This is a genomic window from Paenibacillus sp. WG02 (genome assembly GCF_055396115.1).
The window spans coordinates 175,722-195,629 of sequence record NZ_AP036016.1 but is presented as its reverse complement, the minus strand read 5'-3'; the positions used below and the strand labels follow the sequence as shown (position 1 = coordinate 195,629).

Here is a 19,908-nt window from a genome sequence, read left to right as displayed (position 1 = left end):
TGTGTATCCGAAGATACTTGACTGGATCTATCAGATCCGAGTCTCCATAGAAAGGAGGTGATCCAGCCGCACCTTCCGATACGGCTACCTTGTTACGACTTCACCCCAATCATCTACCCCACCTTCGGCGGCTGGCTCCCTTGCGGGTTACCCCACCGACTTCGGGTGTTGTAAACTCTCGTGGTGTGACGGGCGGTGTGTACAAGACCCGGGAACGTATTCACCGCGGCATGCTGATCCGCGATTACTAGCAATTCCGACTTCATGCAGGCGAGTTGCAGCCTGCAATCCGAACTGAGATCGGCTTATAAGGATTGGCTCCACCTCGCGGCTTCGCTTCCCGTTGTACCGACCATTGTAGTACGTGTGTAGCCCAGGTCATAAGGGGCATGATGATTTGACGTCATCCCCACCTTCCTCCGGTTTGTCACCGGCAGTCATCTTAGAGTGCCCACCCAAAGTGCTGGCAACTAAGATCAAGGGTTGCGCTCGTTGCGGGACTTAACCCAACATCTCACGACACGAGCTGACGACAACCATGCACCACCTGTCTTGGGTGCTCCGAAGAGGGGCACTATCTCTAGTGCTTACACCCAGATGTCAAGACCTGGTAAGGTTCTTCGCGTTGCTTCGAATTAAACCACATACTCCACTGCTTGTGCGGGTCCCCGTCAATTCCTTTGAGTTTCACTCTTGCGAGCGTACTCCCCAGGCGGCATACTTACTGTGTTAACTTCGGCACCGAGGAATCGAATCCCCAACACCTAGTATGCATCGTTTACGGCGTGGACTACCAGGGTATCTAATCCTGTTTGCTCCCCACGCTTTCGCGCCTCAGCGTCAGTTATAGGCCAGAAAGTCGCCTTCGCCACTGGTGTTCCTCCACATCTCTACGCATTTCACCGCTACACGTGGAATTCCACTTTCCTCTCCTACACTCAAGTCAACCAGTTTTGGATGCGAACCGGGGTTGAGCCCCGGGCTTAAACACCCAACTTAATTGACCGCCTGCGCGCGCTTTACGCCCAATAATTCCGGACAACGCTTGCCCCCTACGTATTACCGCGGCTGCTGGCACGTAGTTAGCCGGGGCTTTCTTCTCCTATACCGTCACACAAAGAGCAGTTACTCTCCTTGCTGTTCGTCTAGGGCAACAGAGCTTTACGATCCGAAAACCTTCATCACTCACGCGGCGTTGCTCCGTCAGACTTGCGTCCATTGCGGAAGATTCCCTACTGCTGCCTCCCGTAGGAGTCTGGGCCGTGTCTCAGTCCCAGTGTGGCCGTTCACCCTCTCAGGTCGGCTACGCATCGTCGCCTTGGTAGGCCGTTACCCTACCAACTAGCTAATGCGCCGCAGGCCCATCTATAAGCCACAGATTGCTCCGTGTTTCATAGTTCTCTCATGCGAGAAAACCAATTATCCGGTCTTAGCTATCGTTTCCGATAGTTATCCCGATCTTATAGGCAGGTTACCTACGTGTTACTCACCCGTCCGCCGCTAGCTTACCCCGAAGGGTAAACCCGCTCGACTTGCATGTATTAGGCACGCCGCCAGCGTTCGTCCTGAGCCAGGATCAAACTCTCCATAATAGTAAAACTATTTGAAAGCTTAATTGCTCATTTGCGTTGCTAGCGAGATTTTGCAATCTCAATTGTAGTCACTTGCGTGACTGAATTTGCTGATTTGCTTCATTCATTTGTTCAGTTTTCAAGGAGCTTTAATGCGTTACCGTTTAAAGCGTTAATGCATCGCTTGTTGCGGTGACAAGAACATATATTATCAGGTTTCAAAACGAATTGCAAGCAACTTTGTTCATCCATTATCTTACATCTTCAAAAACCCCGTGGTTGCAGCGTTTCGGCGCCATATCCCCTTTTTCCCGAACAAATGAACGCCGCCAATCCAATCATCCATGCCGTTCAGGTATAGATGATCTTGGTCACCTGCATAAACTAGTTTTCCCATTTCAGTCTTTTGCAACTGCCAATTATCAAATTGAGCCGGCAGCGGTTCGCCGTAACTCGGCAGCTTGTCCCCGCCAGTAAGACGGACCAGCGGAACCTCACATTTGCGAATACTATCCACAATAGCCCATAACTGCAAATCACCAAGGCCGTAATGACTGACTGCATTGCTTACTTTTTGAAATAACGACAGAACGGGAACCTCTCCATCCCCTATCAGCTCAAGAATGAGCTGTTGAATGGTATTCAAGCCATTTTGCATAGATGGATAGCGTTCTGAATTGGCCTCTAGGGCTTTTTTAAGAAAAGGCAGTGCAGATAGATCCTCTTCTAATAAAGTCGCCATAAGATGGGGCTCAGAGGCTGAGTAGGCTGTCCAAACCTTATAGGCCAGGAGAAACTGGTCTTCATTAACAGGCAACCACTTGTCGTGGAGCTGCTTAATTTGAATGACGTCTAATTGACCTAAGCCATGAAATAATTCAACGCCAGGAAATTGATTGATACTTAACAAAGATACTTTATAGGATCGATCAGGGAGAGCGAATAATCTCGATAGCAAATAACAAAGCATTAATTGGTCATATAGATCATGCTCAAACCACAGGACAATTTCGTCTACATCCTCCGCAAGCTTGTCCAGCGCTTTTTCCTGCTCCAAGGTAGTGGAGTTGAACATTTCCTGAGGGATGCCATGCTGGCGATTCATATAGACCGCCCTAATAGATAAAAGGACACTATCCGACATTTGCATGCCGATAGGTCCTTCATATAGTGACTCGCGCCACACCAATATGTCTCCATCGATACCCGAAGCATGCAGCTTATCTCCAAAAGCGTCTCCATTCACGATATGAAGTTTATTCGGCATGGCACTGTCCCCTTATTTGTCATTTAGCCTTCACCTAAAAGCTGCAAAAGCTCCTGTTCATCCTCAATGATCCGAATACCAAGCTCTTGCGCTTTCGTCAGCTTGCTGCCGGCGCTTTCCCCTGCGATCACGATGTCCGTTTTCTTAGAAACACTTCCTGTAATCTTAGCCCCTAATGCTTCCAGCTTTTTGGCACATTCGTCACGTCCCATAGTGGATAGCGTACCTGTGAGGACAATGGTTTTTCCGAAAAACGGATTGTCAGGGCTAGCCAAAACAACCGCCGGCTCTTCGGCTATCGGGTTCACACCTGCAGCGAGCATACGCTCAATGCTGGATACCATCACAGGGTCACGGAAGAATGAATAAATACTCTCAGCTACGATTCCACCTACATCCGGGAGCCCGATTAGCTCCTCAGGCGTAGCCGCCATAATCTTCGGTAAGCTGCGATAGTAGTCTGCCAGGACCTTGGTCGTGGTTTTACCCGAGTTGGGAATGCCTAGGGCATAGAGAAACGAAGCTAGATCGCGCGATTTGCTTTTTTCTAGCGCATCAAGCAGGTTGCGGGCCTTCTTCTCGCCAAAGCGATCGAGCTTGACGAGGTCCTCGAATTGTAAGGTGTACAGATCCGCAGGATCGCGGACATCCAGCTCTTGATGCAGCTGTGAAGCGGTCATTTCGCTGAAAAATTCAATATCCATCGCATCGCGCGAAGCAAAATGCGCCATACGCCCAACCAGCTGCGGACTGCAGCCGAGACGGTTCAAACAAAACAGATGCGCACCACGCATCTCGAGCTCACTGCCGCAGGAAGGACAATGCGTCGGAGCTACAATCTCCTCACCGTCATTCTCCTCGGTTACTTTACCGAGAATTTCAGGAATGACGTCATTGGAGCGACGGATGTAGACGAGGCTGCCTAAGGCGTGCTTGAGGTTTTTGCGCTCGATGTCACCGACATTGTTGAGCGTGCAGTTCTGTACGGTTACGCCAGCGAGATCCACGGCTTCAACGCGGGCTAACGGTGTGATTTTGCCGGTGCGGCCAACTTCCCAAGATACACTTTGCAGGATTGTTGTCGCTTCTTCGGCTTCGAACTTATAGGCGATCGCCCAGCGAGGGAATTTCTCGGTGTAGCCGAGCACTTCTCTTGTGCGCATGTCTGTAATTTTGATGACACTTCCGTCAATCAGAAAATCAAAGCTAAGGCGCTCTTCAGCAATCTGCTCCAGCTCTGCGCTTACTTCTTCAATCGTGCTGAAATACCGTGTGCGGTTGCTCACTTTAAAGTGGTTGTCACGAAGAAACTGAACCATATCGAAATGATTATCGAACTGGATGCCGTCGGAGTAACCCACATTATAGAAGAAAGCGTTCAGCTTACGCTCTGCCGTCACTTTGGGATTGAGGTTGCGAAGCGCTCCGGCTGCTGCGTTGCGAGCATTTTTGAGCGGATCCGTCGCAGTTTGGTTGTACGCCTCGAGCACAGAAAGAAACATCATACCCTCACCTTGCACTTCAATGGTCCCCTCATTGTAAGGGATTTCCAGCGGGATGGATTTGATCGTCTTGATTTGGGCTAAAATGCCCTCACCAACCGTACCGTTTCCTCGCGTAGAGGCTTGGACAAGCTCTCCTTGCTTATAGGTAAGGTTCAGCGTGAGCCCGTCGAACTTTAATTCCACCACATACGTCGGGTCTGGCAACGGGTTCTCTGGGTTCTTGCTGTTGTAATCTGCAATTAGCTTAAGCACACGCGTGTGCCAAGTCTGCAGGTCCTCGGCATTTTGCGCTTTGTCCAAGCTCCAAAGCCTAGCCAGATGCTTGTGTGGATCAAAACCTTTGAGAATGTCGCCGCCCACGCGCTGGGTTGGAGAAGAAGGCAGGGTAATCCCTGTCTCCTTCTCTAGCGCGGTCAATTTATTGTATAAAGCATCCCACTCGGCATCAGAAATCGCCGGTTGATCGAGCGTGTAGTAGTTATGATTGTGTTTGTTGATTTCTTGGATGAGGGTTTTCATTGCCGCGATGGCATCTGTCATTACGGGCTCTTCCTCTCTAATGGGTAATAGGGTGGGTCAGGTAAATAAAGGCGAAAAGCGGCTCCTATTGTTTCGTAATAGGAGCGAACTTGGCGAGCAGGCGCTTCAAGCCAACAGGCGCCGGGAAAGCAATTTGCAGCTCGGTGTCGTCACCCGAGCCTTTGACTGACACGACGGTGCCGATGCCCCACTTGCCATGCGACACTTTGTCGCTGGCTTTGTAGTCCGGCACCGCGCCGCCTGCGGCAGGCTGCGGAGCCCGGAACACAGCCGGCTTCGCCCCGGCTGCAGGGCTTGGCGCAGCCGCGCCCGTACTAGGCCGTCCGAACGAGGACGGCGTGCCCCAAGCGGACGAGCCGGCGGAACCGCGGCCCGCTTGTGAGGCAGTGGCGCTGCTGCCACTGCTGCTGCCCCACGAGCTGGAGCTGGTGCGGCCAGCTCGCGAGAAGCCACCGCCGATGGAGCCGCCCATCGAGACGTTCTCCAGGAGTTCCTTCGGAATCTCCTGGAGGAATCTCGATGGCGCGTTCGCGGCGGTGCGGCCGAAGAGCGTACGCATGCGGGCGCACGTGAGGAAAAGCTCTTGCTCGGCGCGCGTGATGCCGACATAGGCCAAACGGCGCTCCTCTTCGAGCTCTTCGTTATCGGCAAAGGCACGGCTGTGCGGGAAGACGCCTTCTTCCATCCCGATGATGAATACAACCGGGAACTCTAGGCCTTTGGCGCTGTGCATCGTCATGAGCACAACAGCGTCCTGTTCTTCCTCGCTTTTTTCTTTATCCAGCGTATCGATATCGGCGATAAGCGCCAAATCGGTCAGGAACGAGATGAGTGACTTGTCCTCATTACGTTTCTCGAAGTCCATCGTCACAGACAGGAACTCCTCGATATTTTCGAGACGAGCCTTGGATTCAATCGTATTCTCACGCTGCATCTCCAGACGGTACTGCGACATCTCCAGTATTTTCTCCGTCAGTTCAGTTACAGATAAGTATTCAACCATTCGGTTCAGGTTATCAATCATTTCACGGAAATCAGCCAAAGCATGCTTAGCCTTCGATGTGATCTCGAGTGAATCGACTTCCTCCAGCATGGCATATAAGGAAATACCTCTTCGTCCCGCCATTTCGGCCACTCGATCCATCGAGGTGTCGCCAATGCCCCGCTTCGGCACGTTCACAATTCGGCTCAAGCTAATATCATCGTCCGGATTGGAGATGAGGCGCAAATACGCCAAAATATCCTTAATCTCTTTCCGATCGTAGAACTTTACGCCGCCAACAATGGTGTATTGGATATCGGATTTAATGAGAATTTCCTCAATCACCCGAGATTGTGCGTTCGTCCGGTACAGAATGGCGTGATGACCGAACTTTTTCCCATTGGACTTATTTTTATTAATTTCACTTGTAACGAAATAGCCTTCTTCGTGCTCGGAATCGGCTTGATACAGCTTAATCTTTACGCCGCCCTCTTTATCCGTCCATAAATTTTTGGGCTTACGTCCCGTATTATTGGCAATGACCTTATTGGCAGCCTGCAAAATATTAGAAGTGGAGCGATAATTTTGCTCCAATAAAATAGCGGTAGCATTCGGATAATCTTTTTCAAAATTAAGGATATTCGAAATATCAGCTCCACGCCAACGGTAAATGGACTGATCACTATCTCCTACAACGCAAATGCGCTGATGTTTGGCCGCAATCATTTGACACAGCATATACTGCGCTCGGTTCGTATCCTGATACTCATCGACATGAATATATTGAAATTTATTTTGATAAAACTCCAGAACCTCTGGAACTTCATTAAACAAATGAATGGTTGCCATAATTAAGTCATCGAAATCCAGGGAGTTATTGCTTCTAAGCTTCTTCTGATAAAGTGTATAAATTTTGGAGGTCAATCCGTCGAAGTAGTCACCGATTTTATCTTCAAATTGTTTAGGAGAGATGAGTTCATTTTTGGCTGTAGAAATGGCCGCTTGAAAGGTCTTAGGTTCGTACTTCTTGGTATCAATGTTCAGTTCTTTGCAGCACGTTTTGATGACTGATAACTGATCACCGGAATCTAGAATGGTAAAATTCGAGGTGAAACCGATGCGTGAAATGTCTCTGCGCAGCATGCGTACACACATCGAGTGAAACGTGGATACCCAAATATCGTTCCCGCTGCCGCCAACCAGCTTGCCGACACGATCCTGCATCTCACGAGCCGCTTTATTCGTAAACGTAAGGGCCAAAATGCTCCATGGCGCCGCTTTGCGCGTGCCGATCAAGTAAGCAATACGATGCGTTAGCACACGTGTCTTCCCGCTTCCCGCTCCAGCCATAATCAGAAGTGGGCCGTCGACAGCTTCGACTGCTTTGCGCTGCTCGGGATTCAACCTTTTTATCGCATCTAAAATATTGACTGTCTCGTTCATAAGTTACCTTCCTGTTCTATCAAAGTTCACGGTCTGAAGCGCCTGCTCCAGATCACTATAAATAATGTTGCCAACGACGATGGTATCTGCGACCTCCGCTGCTTGCTGCGCTTTATCCAGGCTGTCAATACCGCCGCCATACAATAAACGGGCATTCTCCAGCACTTGTCGCGTCCGCCGTACCAGCTCCATATCTCCAAACATACCGCTATATTCCAAGTAAACAATAGACATGTGAAAAAGCTTGTCCGCCATGCGTGCGTATGCCGCAACATCCTTAGTATCCAAGGTCGTACGAGCCGATGTTAATTGCGCAGCCGTAGCTTCGCTATTAAGAATAATATAGCCTTCGGCAATAATTTCGTCCCAATTGAGCAGAGAACCATATTCCTTCAACGCCTCATGATGCTGCCCAACGATCCATTTTGGATCATCCGCATTCAGCACAATCGGAATTAGGAATAAATCAAAACCTGGGACGATCGCCTCTTGATTAGATATCTCAAGCACACAAGGTACCTCATACTGACGAATCCGAGATAGAAGATCTACGGTGTTATCAAAAGTTACTCCCGTTGAGCCACCGACCATGATCGCATCTGTCCCCGACTGGCAAAGCCGATCGAGCGCTTCATCTGAAATGTAACGATCGGGGTCAAGCTTAAATACATGCTTCCACTTACGTATATCGACGATCAATTGTTTCCCTCCGATTAGGCGGCAATACTGCCATACTATCAACAGTCTATGCTACGTATACAGGTGTGTCAAATGCCAAAAGACGGGCTAATCGCCCGCCTTTTCAAGGAATATGAACGTAATGTTATCTGATCTGCGCCAACGCTTGATTTCCGACTAAATACGCACAAATGTTCCCAATTATTTTACTTCAATATTAAGAATTTTCTCTACATTGAGATCCTTATGATCATTTTGCTGAAGCTCGAGTTTGATCTCATGTTTGCCTGATGCTAAATTGGTCAGAGTTAACGGACCCGTTTTGCCAATCATCGCCTTCTGCTTACCATCCACGTACAAATGCAAATGTCCTTCACCTTGTACGGCTTTCTGATCCATATGATCCGCTATCTGGAAATTACTTGTCTGATAGGTGATCGTAACGTTTCTGCCATCAACTTTATAATCAGCATCGATGGCTGGCTTACCGTTTGAGGTCACCGTTTTCACACTGCTTTCCGTCTTCCCTTGGGCCACGGTAGTCGCTGCCTTGGGGTCCTTCAAGCCTGCTGTACCGCTAGTAGCAACCTCCTGTTTGGAACCACACGCTGTTGTTAATGCTCCTAGTACCATTAAAGTAGCTGCGCCGTAAATCCACGTTTTTCTCATCAGCATTAGCACCCTTCTCCCATAAGTTTGGACATCCTATGTTCCTTATATATGTGTGACAAGCTGGTTCCATACCATGATTATGAGAAAGTGGGACAAAATAAATAAACATATTAGAGCGATGGGATGTTTGATAAAAAAAGACGCCCTATAGCTAGAAGCTAGGACGTCTTGGTGCCGAGGGAACAGGCTAACCGAATTAGAAGCTGTATTTACTGCCCTCATGCTGTTTATTGAGATAAGAGCTTTCTCCTGCCGTCGAGGACTGAGAACTTGTTTGACTGCGGGAAGCGTTGGTGGAGCTTGCTGGTTTGCTAGTCATGCCCGCATTTTCAGATGCGCTGTATCCGGTTGATGCGGCATAGCCCTGACCCTGAGAATGTCCGTAGCCCGTTTGTCCATAATTCTGATCTTGATAATTTTGTCCTTGCAGGTTGCTAATATAGGCTTGCTGTTGACTTGTCTGATTGGGTGAAGACTGTGTATGGGTTGAATAGCCTTGCCCTTGATTATTGTACACCGCATTAGGATATTGAGAGGCACTAATCATCGGTTGAATTGGTGTCTGTGTTTGGTATAAAGCTGCAATTTGGTTCTGTTGTTGACTCTGCTGCTGATGTTGCTGTTGCTGCTGGGCGATAGTCGTCTGGTCTTGCTGCTGATAGCTCGCCGTGCTGGTTTGGCTTAAATTTTGTTGTACAAAGGACTGCAGCTGAGCTGCGATCTGGCTTTGTTTCTGCAGCTCTTGCCCAATTTGCTGCTGAGGAGCAGCTTGAATCTCATATTGGCCAAGCTTCTGGATTTCCTGAAATACGGCAGCTTGATCCTGCAGTGTCTTTTGCAATAACGACTGAAAGGTCTGCCTAATCTGTGGATTAGCGGCCTCCAAAGCTGCAGTTGTATATTCACGAGCACTGCGCTTCAACTCAGAAAGGACAAAGTTCGCGAAGTCCTCGTCTTTTAATTGTGCTTGTAACTGATGAGACTGTTGCTGCTGTTGATACGGATTTTGCTGATACATGGCTTCTTGCACCTCCTATTTTGTACGAATTAATGGGTAATACCTGATTGCTGCTGTAGGGTGTTGATGAGGACGTTAATGTTTTGCAGACGCTCCTGAGAAAGATGAGACAAGGTTTGTTTCAAAGACTGACTCTGGCTGTTCACCGCACCTTGTACACAAAGCTTTGCTAACAGCTCTTCATTTTTCAGCGTATCAGCTACATACAAAAGCTCTTTGCCCGAAATTTGTTGATTCCCTTGATTGCTATACATGTGAATCTTACCTCCTTTCCATTCCTTTTTTGTAGGTTTCCCAAATTATTCCGTTTTATGTATTGTTGGAAAAAAAAGTTAATCAAAAATTTGGAAAACTAGGGTTTCAACCTGCTGCAGTTGTAGCAAAGTTGTATATCATACAACAATTTTGAAGCAAATTCGTGTATTCTCACCGATTGTTATACAAAATACAACATTTACAGCCTGAAATGAGCGTTTTGAATGAAATAGAGCTAAATTCTTGCACGAAATACAACATATTAAGATAAATGGGACGAAACTAAAGAAATTGTTGCACTCGGTACAACTTTCAGAGCTTTCGATTCCTACTGAGAAGGAAATATGCAAAAGGAAGGTGCGGAAGGGGAAATAGTAGAACAAAAACAAAAGAAGAAAAGTAGAAGGTGGTAAGTGCGAAAGGAGAAAAGAAGAAGGTAAAAAGGATGAAAGAAGAAGGTATGAAAAAGGTAAAAAAGAAAAAAGAAGATAGAAGCAGTAGAAAATAAAAAAACTGCCCCCACAGCACAATAGCTGTAGAGAGCAGTTTTCCTGTTAAGAGGCGGGCTGAGCCGGTTTACCGGCATAAGCATCCGCCAATTTCTGTATATCTGCGGCTGTAAGCAGGTACGCCCACTGTCCGCCTTGCTTCGTTAACCAGACTTGATCTTGGCTTAGCTTACCTTCATAGATCTCGGTGACTTCTTTGCCATCCACAGACATTCCAAGCTCTATTTTGAGCTCACCGCCAGCAGTTGGCTTCTGAGCCGCCGGCTGTGGAAGTTCCGCGCTGTGCAGGAAGTTCAGCTCATTCAACAGCGGAGTCGCCTCCGCGCCTTTCAGCTCTTTATCACCAAGCTTCCAGTTCGCTTCAGCAGCTACCTTGTCTTTGTCTGTTTTGGCAAGCGTATAGGTCTGACCTTTCCATGTCAGCTTTACGCTTTGCACCTTGTCGCTTTCGAATTGGACTGGGCTAGCATCAGCAAAATCTACCGGTTCTTTGCTGAGGGCAGAGAGCGACTGATCACTCACCTGATACACAGCAGGAGATCCCTCCACTTGAACATAGGAAAAGCCTTCAATTGGAAGAGCTGTACCCACCAGCAGTCCTTTCTTCGAGCCGTCTTTTAACGTAACTTCATAAGTTCCGAGCGGCTTATCTAACCCATAGTTGGACAGATTACTTACCTGATCTTCAACCAGTTTCGTTGATGTCACCAAACCGAGGGCATCCAACCACGAACCCACTTGGTTCGTATTAATCGGCGCTGCTGCCGGGGTTTTCATATCCCATCCGCTGCCGTTCCGAGCTAGCTCGATCTGCGATTCCTCTTTTTTTACATGAATGGACTGCACGTCTTCTTGCTTGAGTGTGATGAGCGATTTCGGTTCATCTTTTTTCTCTTGAAAGAAGTTTTTGCTCGAAGCGTACCAAAAGCCGCCGATACAAATAACAACTAACAGAATCGTAGGAATAAACCGTTTCATCCTCGTCTCCTCCTCCACCAGATCAAGCCGCCAATGACTAGGAACAAGAGCGGTAAGAACACGATCGTTACGAGGAAAATAGTATTCGCTTGGCTAGGCGTAATCATCGCTTGCTGGAACGCATCCCCTTGACGCGGACGGATCGTGATCTGATCCTTCTGTTCCTGCAGCCAACCGATACTGTTCAGAGCAAAATCCTTGTTGCCTTGATTCTGAATATCTTGATCTAGTACAAACGTAGATCCCCCAAGAATGACAGCTTTCGGCTTGTTATCCTTACCCGAAATCGCGTAGCCAAGGTTGAGCGGTCCTTTGACATCTGTCGCATCCTGCTTGGTTTTGGATTGTGCTAGAAGGTTGATATCGGTTTCCCCATAAGCTTTATCTGTCGTTTTCAAAAGCAGGGACTGGGTGTAGTCTGGTGCACTGCCATCCGCATTCAAGCTTACAGCCAGCGACAGCATCGTAATCAAATTATTGCTGGACAGCTTGTTGGTAATGTCATGCGGGCCATACTCCGGAATAATCGTCAGTGGATCATAGAGCGACGTTTGTTTCGGTTCAATCGCAATCGCGTGTTGATCCTGAATACCGTATGTTTTCATGATCGCATCGATATTTTTCCACTTGGTCGCCATATCTTTATTGAAGCCTAACGCCATATAAATCTTGCCTTTATCCTTCAAATAAGCATCAATCAGCGCCGCTTCTTTATCATTCAGGTCATTTTGCGGACCAAGCAGCATAAGCATCTGCGCATCGTCCGGTATTTTACCCTCAACGAACAGATTAAGGTCCTTCACGACATAATTAGCCGCTTCCAGACTGCTTTTCAAAATCGTCATGGCATTCGATGGATATTCCTGATGACCGGAAAGCAGATAAACCGTGTGCTTCTCTGTGGACGTGAGGCTCTTAAGGGCCTGGGTAAACTTCTCTTCCCCTGAGAACGTGTAAGAACCATCTTGTTGACCGACAAACAATTCGTAGAAATTGATATTCTGCTTTTTAGAGCCCATTTCAAAAATAATCGTTCCGCCTTGATCGACACCATACTGCTTGGCCATCGAAGGCTGTTTCAGCATATCGTATTCATCATACGTAATCTTACTGCTTTGCTTCTTATATTCGGTCACCATATCGGTGACTTGCCGCGTCACAAAACCGTTGTTGTCCCCGCTATTCGTAAAGGCAACGATGTGAATATCTTGATTTAAGTTTTTGAGTGTGGCAACTGTTTGCTCGGAGAGCGTAAAGCTCTTATTTTTCGTCAAATCGACCTGAAAGCCTTTCAGCGAGTGAAGGAAGATGGTCAAAATGATGAAAATTCCGATAACGGCGATTGATAAAACAGTCGCATTAGTTCCCCGTATCCACTTATTCATCCCGCTCACCTCCAACGCTTTCTTTCAAGGACTTGTATGCAAAGAACCAGGAACACAGCTGTTAATGTGATATAAAAGAGGATGTCTCCGCCGTGCAGGACGCCCTTTTGCAAGTTCGTCAGATGGCTCGTCAATGAGAATTGAGCGACGTAATCCTTCAGCTTGCCTGTCATGCTGCCGCTTACCCAATCAAGCAGCCATAACAAGAGCAATATAACAAAGCCTGAAATACCGGCAACCATCTGATTGTTGGACAAACTGGACGCGAACAAGCCAATGGCCATCATCGCGCAGCCTAATAGGAACATGCTTAGATAGGACAGCCACATAACAGGCTTATCCAGCGTTCCGAAAGCAGACATAATGAGCGGATAGATCAAGCTGATCCCCACTAGCCCCACTTGTACAATAAAAGCAGATAAGTATTTACCCAGCACGATTTCACCAATACCTGCAGGTGAAGTCAGAAGCAGCTCATCGGTTCCTTGACGGAACTCATCTGCGATGAGACGCATCGTTAACAGCGGGATGATAAAGAGATACACGAATGTGGTATTTCCAACAACGGAACGCGCATCCACAATCGGCGGCTGGCCGTTTACGAAGTTGATGTAGAAGAAGAAGCTCGATAGCAGCACATAAAATGCGAATGCCACGTAAGCAACAGGCGAAAAGAAATACATTTGCAGCTCTTTTGAGCAAATGGCCCAGATTCTACGCATCGGTATCTACCTCCTGCTTCAGCGTGCTGTCGACTTCGGCAGGTTCATCCGTCGTCAATTTGAGGAAGATATCCTCTAAGCTAAGGCTTTCCCGCTTCATCTCTAGAATCGGATAGCCTGCGCCAGCCAAGCGGAAGAACAGCGCTTCGCGGATATCGGAGCGATCCGCGGAGGTCACGAGCAGCTTCACCGTTTCGGCTGAAGCTGGCAGTTCTGCGAGCACTGCTTCTGTTGATGCATCATCGGTGATGAACACATCCTGCGCAGCAGGCGCAGCGATCGTTGCAGCGTCGCTTGGCGCGTCGACTTCTTTCACCGCTGCGACCGCCTCTAGGCTGCGCAGCTCGGTCAAGATCCGCTCGCGAGGTCCCTTGACCTCGAGCGACACTTCGAACGTCTCGCCCATCGTGCGGCCGAGATGCTCAGGGCGCTCGTCGAGCACGACGCGGCCTTGGTTAATAATGAGAACGCGGTTGCAGATCGCGTTAATTTCCGGGAGAATGTGCGTGCTCAGCAGCACCGTATGGTTCTCCCCCAGCTCATGAATCAGCTGGCGAATCTCAATGATCTGCTTCGGATCGAGGCCGGACGTAGGCTCGTCCAGGATAAGCAGATCCGGTTGGTGCAGAATCGCTTGCGCAAGGCCCAAGCGCTGCTTGTAGCCCTTAGACAAGGAGCGGATGATTTGCTTCTCGCGGCCTTGCAGACCTAGCTTGTCTATCGCTTCGCCGACACGCAGCTTTTGCTCCCGTGCAGGCACATCGCGAAGATTTGCGATAAATCGTAAATAAGCTTGCACCGTCATCTCTGGATAAAGAGGCGGTGTTTCGGGTAAGTAGCCGATTTTGCGGCGTGCTTTCTTCGGGTTATCAGCCATGGAGTGACCATCCACCCATATTTGACCATGCGTAGGGTTCAAATAACCCGTAATCATGCGCATTGTCGTTGTTTTGCCAGCACCGTTCGGCCCTAAGAAGCCGACGATCTCACCGCGCTGCATCGAGAAATCGATGTTGTGTACGCCGCGATCATTTTCGTACAGCTTGCTGACTTGTTTGACCTCAAGCATCCAAGATCCCCCATTTCTACTCATTCATATAACCATCATCACTATACCCGTGGAACAATAAACCAACCTTAAGCAAATCTGAAAAATAGATTAAAAAAATGTGTCTAAATTGTGAACAAATGGCATGTGAGGAGATGAGGGTGGGAGGCAACATCGTTGATTGCTAGAAAGCAAGCTGAAATCATATGTATATAAATAATAGAATTCCCTAGTTGCTAGAGAGTTCTATTATTTATGGCATTATGATGCTGATTAATTGATGGCCTAAAAACCTAACATTTTAGAGATCTTTTCAAGTATTCGTTGCTGTGATGTCAATTGTTGAGATATGTCATCATATCGCTGGTTCAGTAACTCCGTTGTGGCAGTAATTATTTCACCTTTGAGATCTCGATCTGAAGGTTCAGTTACCGTTTGTTGAACGGTTTCGATCAGGTTTCGCAGTTCCGTTACCTCTTCAGATACGGTGTTATAGCGTTGGTTCAGTAACTCCGTTGTGGCAGTAATTATTTCACCTTTGAGATCTCGATCTGAAGTTTCAGTTACCGTTTGTTGAACGGTTTCGATCAGGTTTCGCAGTTCCGTTATCTCTTCAGATACGGTGTTATAGCGTTGGTTCAGTAACTCCGTTGTGGCAGTAAGTATTTCACCTTTTGGATCTCGATCCGAAGCTTCTGTTACCTTTTGTTGAACAGATTCGATTACGTTTCGCAGTTCCGTTACTTCTTCAGAAACGATGTTATAGCGTTGGTTCAGTAACTCCGCTGTTGCAGTAAGTATTTCACCTTTGAAATCTCGATTCGAAGTTTCAGCTACCGTTTGTTGAACACTTTGGATCGCATTCTGCAGCCCTGTTACCTCTGTAGAAATACCCTCAAATTGTTTGTTTAGTAACTCAATTGTGGAAAAAACCTCACTTCTGATATCTTGTTCAAACACCTCGGCTACCTTTTGGGTGAGAATCAGGATCATGTTTCGCAGTTCCGTTACTTCTTTAAATACGGTGTTATAGCGTTTGTCTAGCGATTCTGTAGTAGCCTTTATTTCACTCCGGATTTTCTTGTTCCACCACTTCGCTTACCTTTTGCATGTGAAGATCAATCAGATTGCGAAGGTCCATCACATCCTCTGAAACGCCTTCAAAGCGTTGGTTCAGTAACTCGGTTGTAGCAGTAAGCACTTCGCCTTTGAGATCTCGTTCTGAAGCTTCCGTTACCTTATGCTGAACGATTTGGATCGCGTGCTGCACCCCTGTTACTTCTGAAGAAACACCCTCAACTTGTTTTTTCAGCACTTCAATTGCGGAAACAACCTCACTTCGGATGTCTTGTTTAAACACCTCAGTTACCTTTTGGGTGAGAATCTGGATCACATTGCGCAGCTCCGTTACTTCTTCCGATACGGTGTCATAGCGATTGTCTAGCCATTCTGTAGTAGCCTTTATTTCATTTCGGATTTCTTGTTCCACCATTTCGCTAATCTTGAGCGTATAGAGATGAATCTCATTATGCTGGTTTTTTACATCCTCCGAAATGCTTTTATAGCGTTGATTCAGTAACTCCGTTGTGGCAGTAAGTATTTCACCTTTGAGATCTCGATCCGATGCTTCAGTTACTTTTTGTTGAACAATGTGGACCGCATGCTGCAGCCCTGTTACTTCGGTTGAAACACCCTCAATTTGTCTATTCAGTAATTGGAGTGCGGCAGCAGTTTCACTTCTAATGTCCTGTTCGAACAAATCAGCTACATGGTGGGTGAGAATCTGGATCACGTTTCGTAGTTCCGCTACTTCTTCCGAAAAGCCCGAAACTTCCGCAACCTTTTGCTTGAGTGTGTCCATGATGTTATTAAGTTCCGCGACTTCACTTGTTAATTGAACGAACTGAGCGTTTGAGTGATTCATCATAGGTAACAAAAGGCTGCCGCCTTCTATAGACGATATACCAACCTTTTGATTCTGGCCGTTTACAGGGTCCATTAAACTCCTTGGAGATTTATTCGCTTCTAACTTTCGCGTGAGCAGCTGTACCTTGTTACTTAATTCCATAGTCTCTTTACTTAATTGCAAGTCGGAGTCGTTCACAACTGGAGGTAAGCTGGAGTTGTCTTCGGAAGGAGGTAAATTGGTGTCAGGAACAAGAGTAGGTGTAGAAGGAGGTAAAGGCTTTTCTTCATTAAGTGCGATAGTTGCTTTCTGACGTATCTCCTGTAAATGCTCTTTTATAAATTTAGGCGGTTTATTGGCATCGCTCATCTTGGCAATGATCTCAAAATTCTCGATGGCTTCTTCTGTGTACCTTTGGAATCCACCAACGGCTTTAGTCGGAAGAAATTCGCGAAAATAATTTGACCATTCCATCACAGCAGCTCGCGTTTTTCCGATTTTACCAGCGATCTCGGTGAGCTTATATGTCCTTTTCATTGTTATCCATCGTCATCCTTTCTTCTTATGTCCGTTAGGCTTAGGCATTAGCTGTAACATATTATTCAGGACATCGAACAAATGACAATAAATGAAGGAAACATTTAAGACTCCGCCTTCTTTTTCTTCCAGACAAGGATAAACGACTCCGTCGTCCCACTGGGACGAGCGCGTTTGTCAAGGTAGATGCGAAGCAAAAGTATAAAACTTATACTTTCTTATCTACAAACAACAAACCCAGCACCTATACGGCACTGGGTCTCTTCCACACTATAGATCTTCTACTTCACTAGCTGACCGCGAGTTACACCAAGTTGGTTCGTCGCTTTCAACGAACGCCATACTTGCGTTCCGCTAATTTCACCGTCAATCGCACGGCGGTACAAATCGAGAATTTCACGTACTTTGTCCGGCGTCTCTTCAAGGAACTCAACACGGAAGGAACGAATTCCCAAATCCATGAAATGGCTCAAGTACTCAGCACCAGACTGATCCACGGCATTATATACCGTATTACGGCAGCCTTCATCAACACGAACCGGATGGGACATACCGACACGGTCTTGCAAAGAAACGCTGTGATCCTCACAAGGACGGCCGCAGTTTGTAAAGTCAGTGCCTTCGCTCAGGAACGTACAGTACACGCAGTGCTCCGTATGGAACATCGGCATATGCTGATGGATAACAACTTCAAGCTTCGAAGTCTCAGCACGGCGAAGCAAATCGACCATTTGCTGAATGTTCAAATCGTACGAAGGCGTAATCTTCGAAAGTCCCGCTTCTAGGAACAAGGCAGCTTGTCTTGTGATTGGCCACATTAAGTGAGAAATCTCCGATTAACTGCGGTTTCGGCGCGTCCGGATTTTCCAACCGATGCTTCAAGAAGAAGTAGGCTGCGCCCGTATTGCGGATCAATACCGCATCGGGATTAAGCTTTAATATATGGTTAAAATAGCCCGTTTCCCCTGGCATATGAATACGCGGTGTCACCAAGGCGATCCGGCGCCTGGCTGCACGAACGGCATCCACGGCCGCAGGGAACTGCTTAATAAATTCGAAATCCGCATAAATAAATTCGATATCCGTTGTCTCAAGCACGGCCTTCACCTGATCCAAGTTACGGCAAAGTGCCGTAAGCTCCACTGCCTTGCGTTCCGCTAGGGAAAGGGCAGGAGCCGCCGCGGTGACAGCAGACTCATCGATCGGCTGAAGCACGTCGTCATACACGCCGATGTCACGCTTCATGTAAACCGGCGGTTTCTGCCGCTCGTCCTCCATCAGTTCCACAGCCATGCGGCGCATGCTGTTAAGTTCACGCATCGGCACGATCAGCTCACCGGTCAGCTGCACATCCAGCTGACTGAGCTCATAAATCGTACCGCCAAGGCGTCCGAACTGCTCTGTGAAGAGCTGTTCGTCCATCGGTCTTTTCTCCGCGCGAACCAGCGGAAGCTCGGACTGTACGAAGACGGTATGACCGCCTTGCATATCCGTCCACCAGCTTTTGAGCGGCTCGCCTTCTACGCCGCTAACTTTCACGCTTACCGGGAATGTCCGGTAAGGCTTATCGGTCTCGAACGTCTGGCGCAGGCGTTTGTCCAGCTGTGGATCATTCGTCTTCCAGATGCGGTCCCCGACATGTAGACGGCCCAGCTCTACATCATTGCGTCCCATAATGATCTCGATGAGTCCGCCCTCGGCTTCGCCTTCGAGCTTCTCTCCCTTGCGGCGCAAATCGTAGATACGCCCGCCTTCTTCCTTCTTCGTCGGATCCCCCGCGTCGAAAACAAGCCCGTCACCGCGCTTGAGCGGCGCCTCCAGCTCACAGATTACGCCATCGCGCAAAATCTGCTTGATGCGGCCCACGAAAACCCCGCGGCTCTTCGGAAACGTACCGTCGACAAGCTGCTTATTGTTGGTTCCATTCAAGAAACCAACGGTAAATCCACGTGAGAAGCTTTGCTGAAGCTCACGAACCTCTTCTTTGGTCGGACGAGCGTCCTCCCCAGCGAAATAACGATCAATCGCACGGCGATACTTGCTCACGACATTGGCCACATATTCAGGGGTCTTCAGACGCCCTTCAATTTTGAAAGAGCGTACGCCGGCTTCAATAAGCTCCGGCACGATCTCGATCGCTGCCAAATCCTTAGGCGACAGCAAATAGGTTACGTCGCCCATCGGCTTTTGCACGCCATCGACCATCAGATCATACGGCAAGCGGCAAGCTTGTGCGCATTCTCCCCGGTTAGCGGAACGCCCGCCCCACATTTCAGAAGTCAGACATTGACCGGAATAAGATACGCAAAGCGCACCATGCACGAATACTTCCATCGGAAGCTTCGCTTGATCGCCGATTTGTTTAATCTGCTTCAAGTTATTTTCGCGCCCTAACACAACGCGTTCAATATCGAACGGCTTCGTAAATTCAACCGCCTCAGGCGATGTAATCGTCATCTGTGTCGATCCGTGAATCGGGAAATCCGGGGAGATTTGGCGAATCATTTTAACCAGACCAAGATCCTGTACAATAACTGCATCCACACCGGCGTCCACGCATGCATCTATCAATTGCTTCGCATCATTCAATTCTTCCTCGAACACGAGGATGTTGAAGGTCAGGAAGCCTTTCACCCCGTATAGATGAAGGAACGACATAATATCCGGCAGTTCAGCCATCGTAAAGTTATGCGCGCGTGCTCTAGCATTAAATTTCTCCACACCAAAAAACACGGCATCCGCCCCATTGGCAACAGCCGCTCTCAAACAATCCCAATCCCCCGCAGGGGCCAACAATTCTATATCTTCTCTGCGTATCGTACGCATGGCAGCAAATCCTTTCAATAGTAGATCCTCGGGTCATCCTCAAAGTCTTCTCTTTAGTGTAACAGA

13 protein-coding genes, 1 rRNA gene and 1 pseudogene are annotated in these 19,908 nt (G+C 47.9%); all 15 read right to left on the bottom strand.

Annotated elements, in window-relative coordinates; translation table 11 throughout:
- Positions 1-50 precede the first annotated feature (50 nt).
- Positions 51-1,592 (bottom strand): 16S ribosomal RNA (locus ACBP55_RS00850).
- A 235-nt stretch (positions 1,593-1,827) separates the two neighbouring features.
- Positions 1,828-2,838, bottom strand: a complete 1,011-nt coding sequence (locus ACBP55_RS00845; protein WP_464649078.1) for a DUF1835 domain-containing protein — start codon at positions 2,836-2,838, stop codon at positions 1,828-1,830.
- Between the two features lie 23 nt (positions 2,839-2,861).
- Positions 2,862-4,883 carry an NAD-dependent DNA ligase LigA gene (gene ligA / locus ACBP55_RS00840; protein WP_464649076.1) on the bottom strand — a complete coding sequence of 674 codons (2,022 nt, stop codon included), beginning with the start codon at positions 4,881-4,883 and terminating at the stop codon, positions 2,862-2,864.
- 64 nt (positions 4,884-4,947) lie between these two features.
- Positions 4,948-7,308: a DNA helicase PcrA gene (pcrA, locus tag ACBP55_RS00835; protein ID WP_464649075.1), complete on the bottom strand. Its 2,361-nt coding sequence runs from the start codon at positions 7,306-7,308 to the stop codon at positions 4,948-4,950.
- Between the two features lie 3 nt (positions 7,309-7,311).
- Positions 7,312-8,007 (bottom strand): heptaprenylglyceryl phosphate synthase, encoded by a 696-nt coding sequence (gene pcrB, locus ACBP55_RS00830; RefSeq protein WP_464649073.1) that lies wholly within the window; start codon positions 8,005-8,007, stop codon positions 7,312-7,314.
- Between the two features lie 180 nt (positions 8,008-8,187).
- Complete coding sequence (locus ACBP55_RS00825; RefSeq protein ID WP_464649071.1) at positions 8,188-8,661, bottom strand: DUF6130 family protein; 474 nt, start codon at positions 8,659-8,661, stop codon at positions 8,188-8,190.
- A gap of 193 nt (positions 8,662-8,854) precedes the next feature.
- On the bottom strand, positions 8,855-9,676 hold the full coding sequence (locus tag ACBP55_RS00820) for a spore coat protein (RefSeq protein ID WP_464649069.1): 822 nt from the start codon (positions 9,674-9,676) through the stop codon (positions 8,855-8,857).
- A 29-nt stretch (positions 9,677-9,705) separates the two neighbouring features.
- The gene (locus ACBP55_RS00815) at positions 9,706-9,930 is read right to left on the bottom strand and encodes a hypothetical protein (protein WP_261303529.1); all 225 of its coding nucleotides are present in this window, start codon (positions 9,928-9,930) and stop codon (positions 9,706-9,708) included.
- 555 nt (positions 9,931-10,485) lie between these two features.
- A complete protein-coding gene (locus tag ACBP55_RS00810; protein ID WP_464649067.1) occupies positions 10,486-11,418 on the bottom strand; it encodes a DUF4340 domain-containing protein in 933 nt (310 codons plus the stop codon).
- Complete coding sequence (locus ACBP55_RS00805) at positions 11,415-12,803, bottom strand: GldG family protein (protein WP_464649065.1); 1,389 nt, start codon at positions 12,801-12,803, stop codon at positions 11,415-11,417. The genes ACBP55_RS00810 and ACBP55_RS00805 overlap by 4 nt, the downstream gene beginning before the upstream one ends.
- Before the next feature lie 5 nt (positions 12,804-12,808).
- A complete protein-coding gene (locus tag ACBP55_RS00800) occupies positions 12,809-13,525 on the bottom strand; it encodes an ABC transporter permease subunit (RefSeq protein ID WP_171640019.1) in 717 nt (238 codons plus the stop codon).
- Positions 13,518-14,594 (bottom strand): ABC transporter ATP-binding protein, encoded by a 1,077-nt coding sequence (locus ACBP55_RS00795; protein WP_464653198.1) that lies wholly within the window; start codon positions 14,592-14,594, stop codon positions 13,518-13,520. The genes ACBP55_RS00800 and ACBP55_RS00795 overlap by 8 nt, the downstream gene beginning before the upstream one ends.
- Before the next feature lie 264 nt (positions 14,595-14,858).
- Complete coding sequence (locus ACBP55_RS00790; RefSeq protein WP_464649063.1) at positions 14,859-15,566, bottom strand: hypothetical protein; 708 nt, start codon at positions 15,564-15,566, stop codon at positions 14,859-14,861.
- A gap of 73 nt (positions 15,567-15,639) precedes the next feature.
- A complete protein-coding gene (locus ACBP55_RS00785) occupies positions 15,640-17,016 on the bottom strand; it encodes a MerR family transcriptional regulator (protein WP_464649061.1) in 1,377 nt (458 codons plus the stop codon).
- 281 nt (positions 17,017-17,297) lie between these two features.
- A pseudogene (locus ACBP55_RS00780) lies at positions 17,298-19,842 on the bottom strand (U32 family peptidase).
- Positions 19,843-19,908 lie beyond the last annotated feature (66 nt).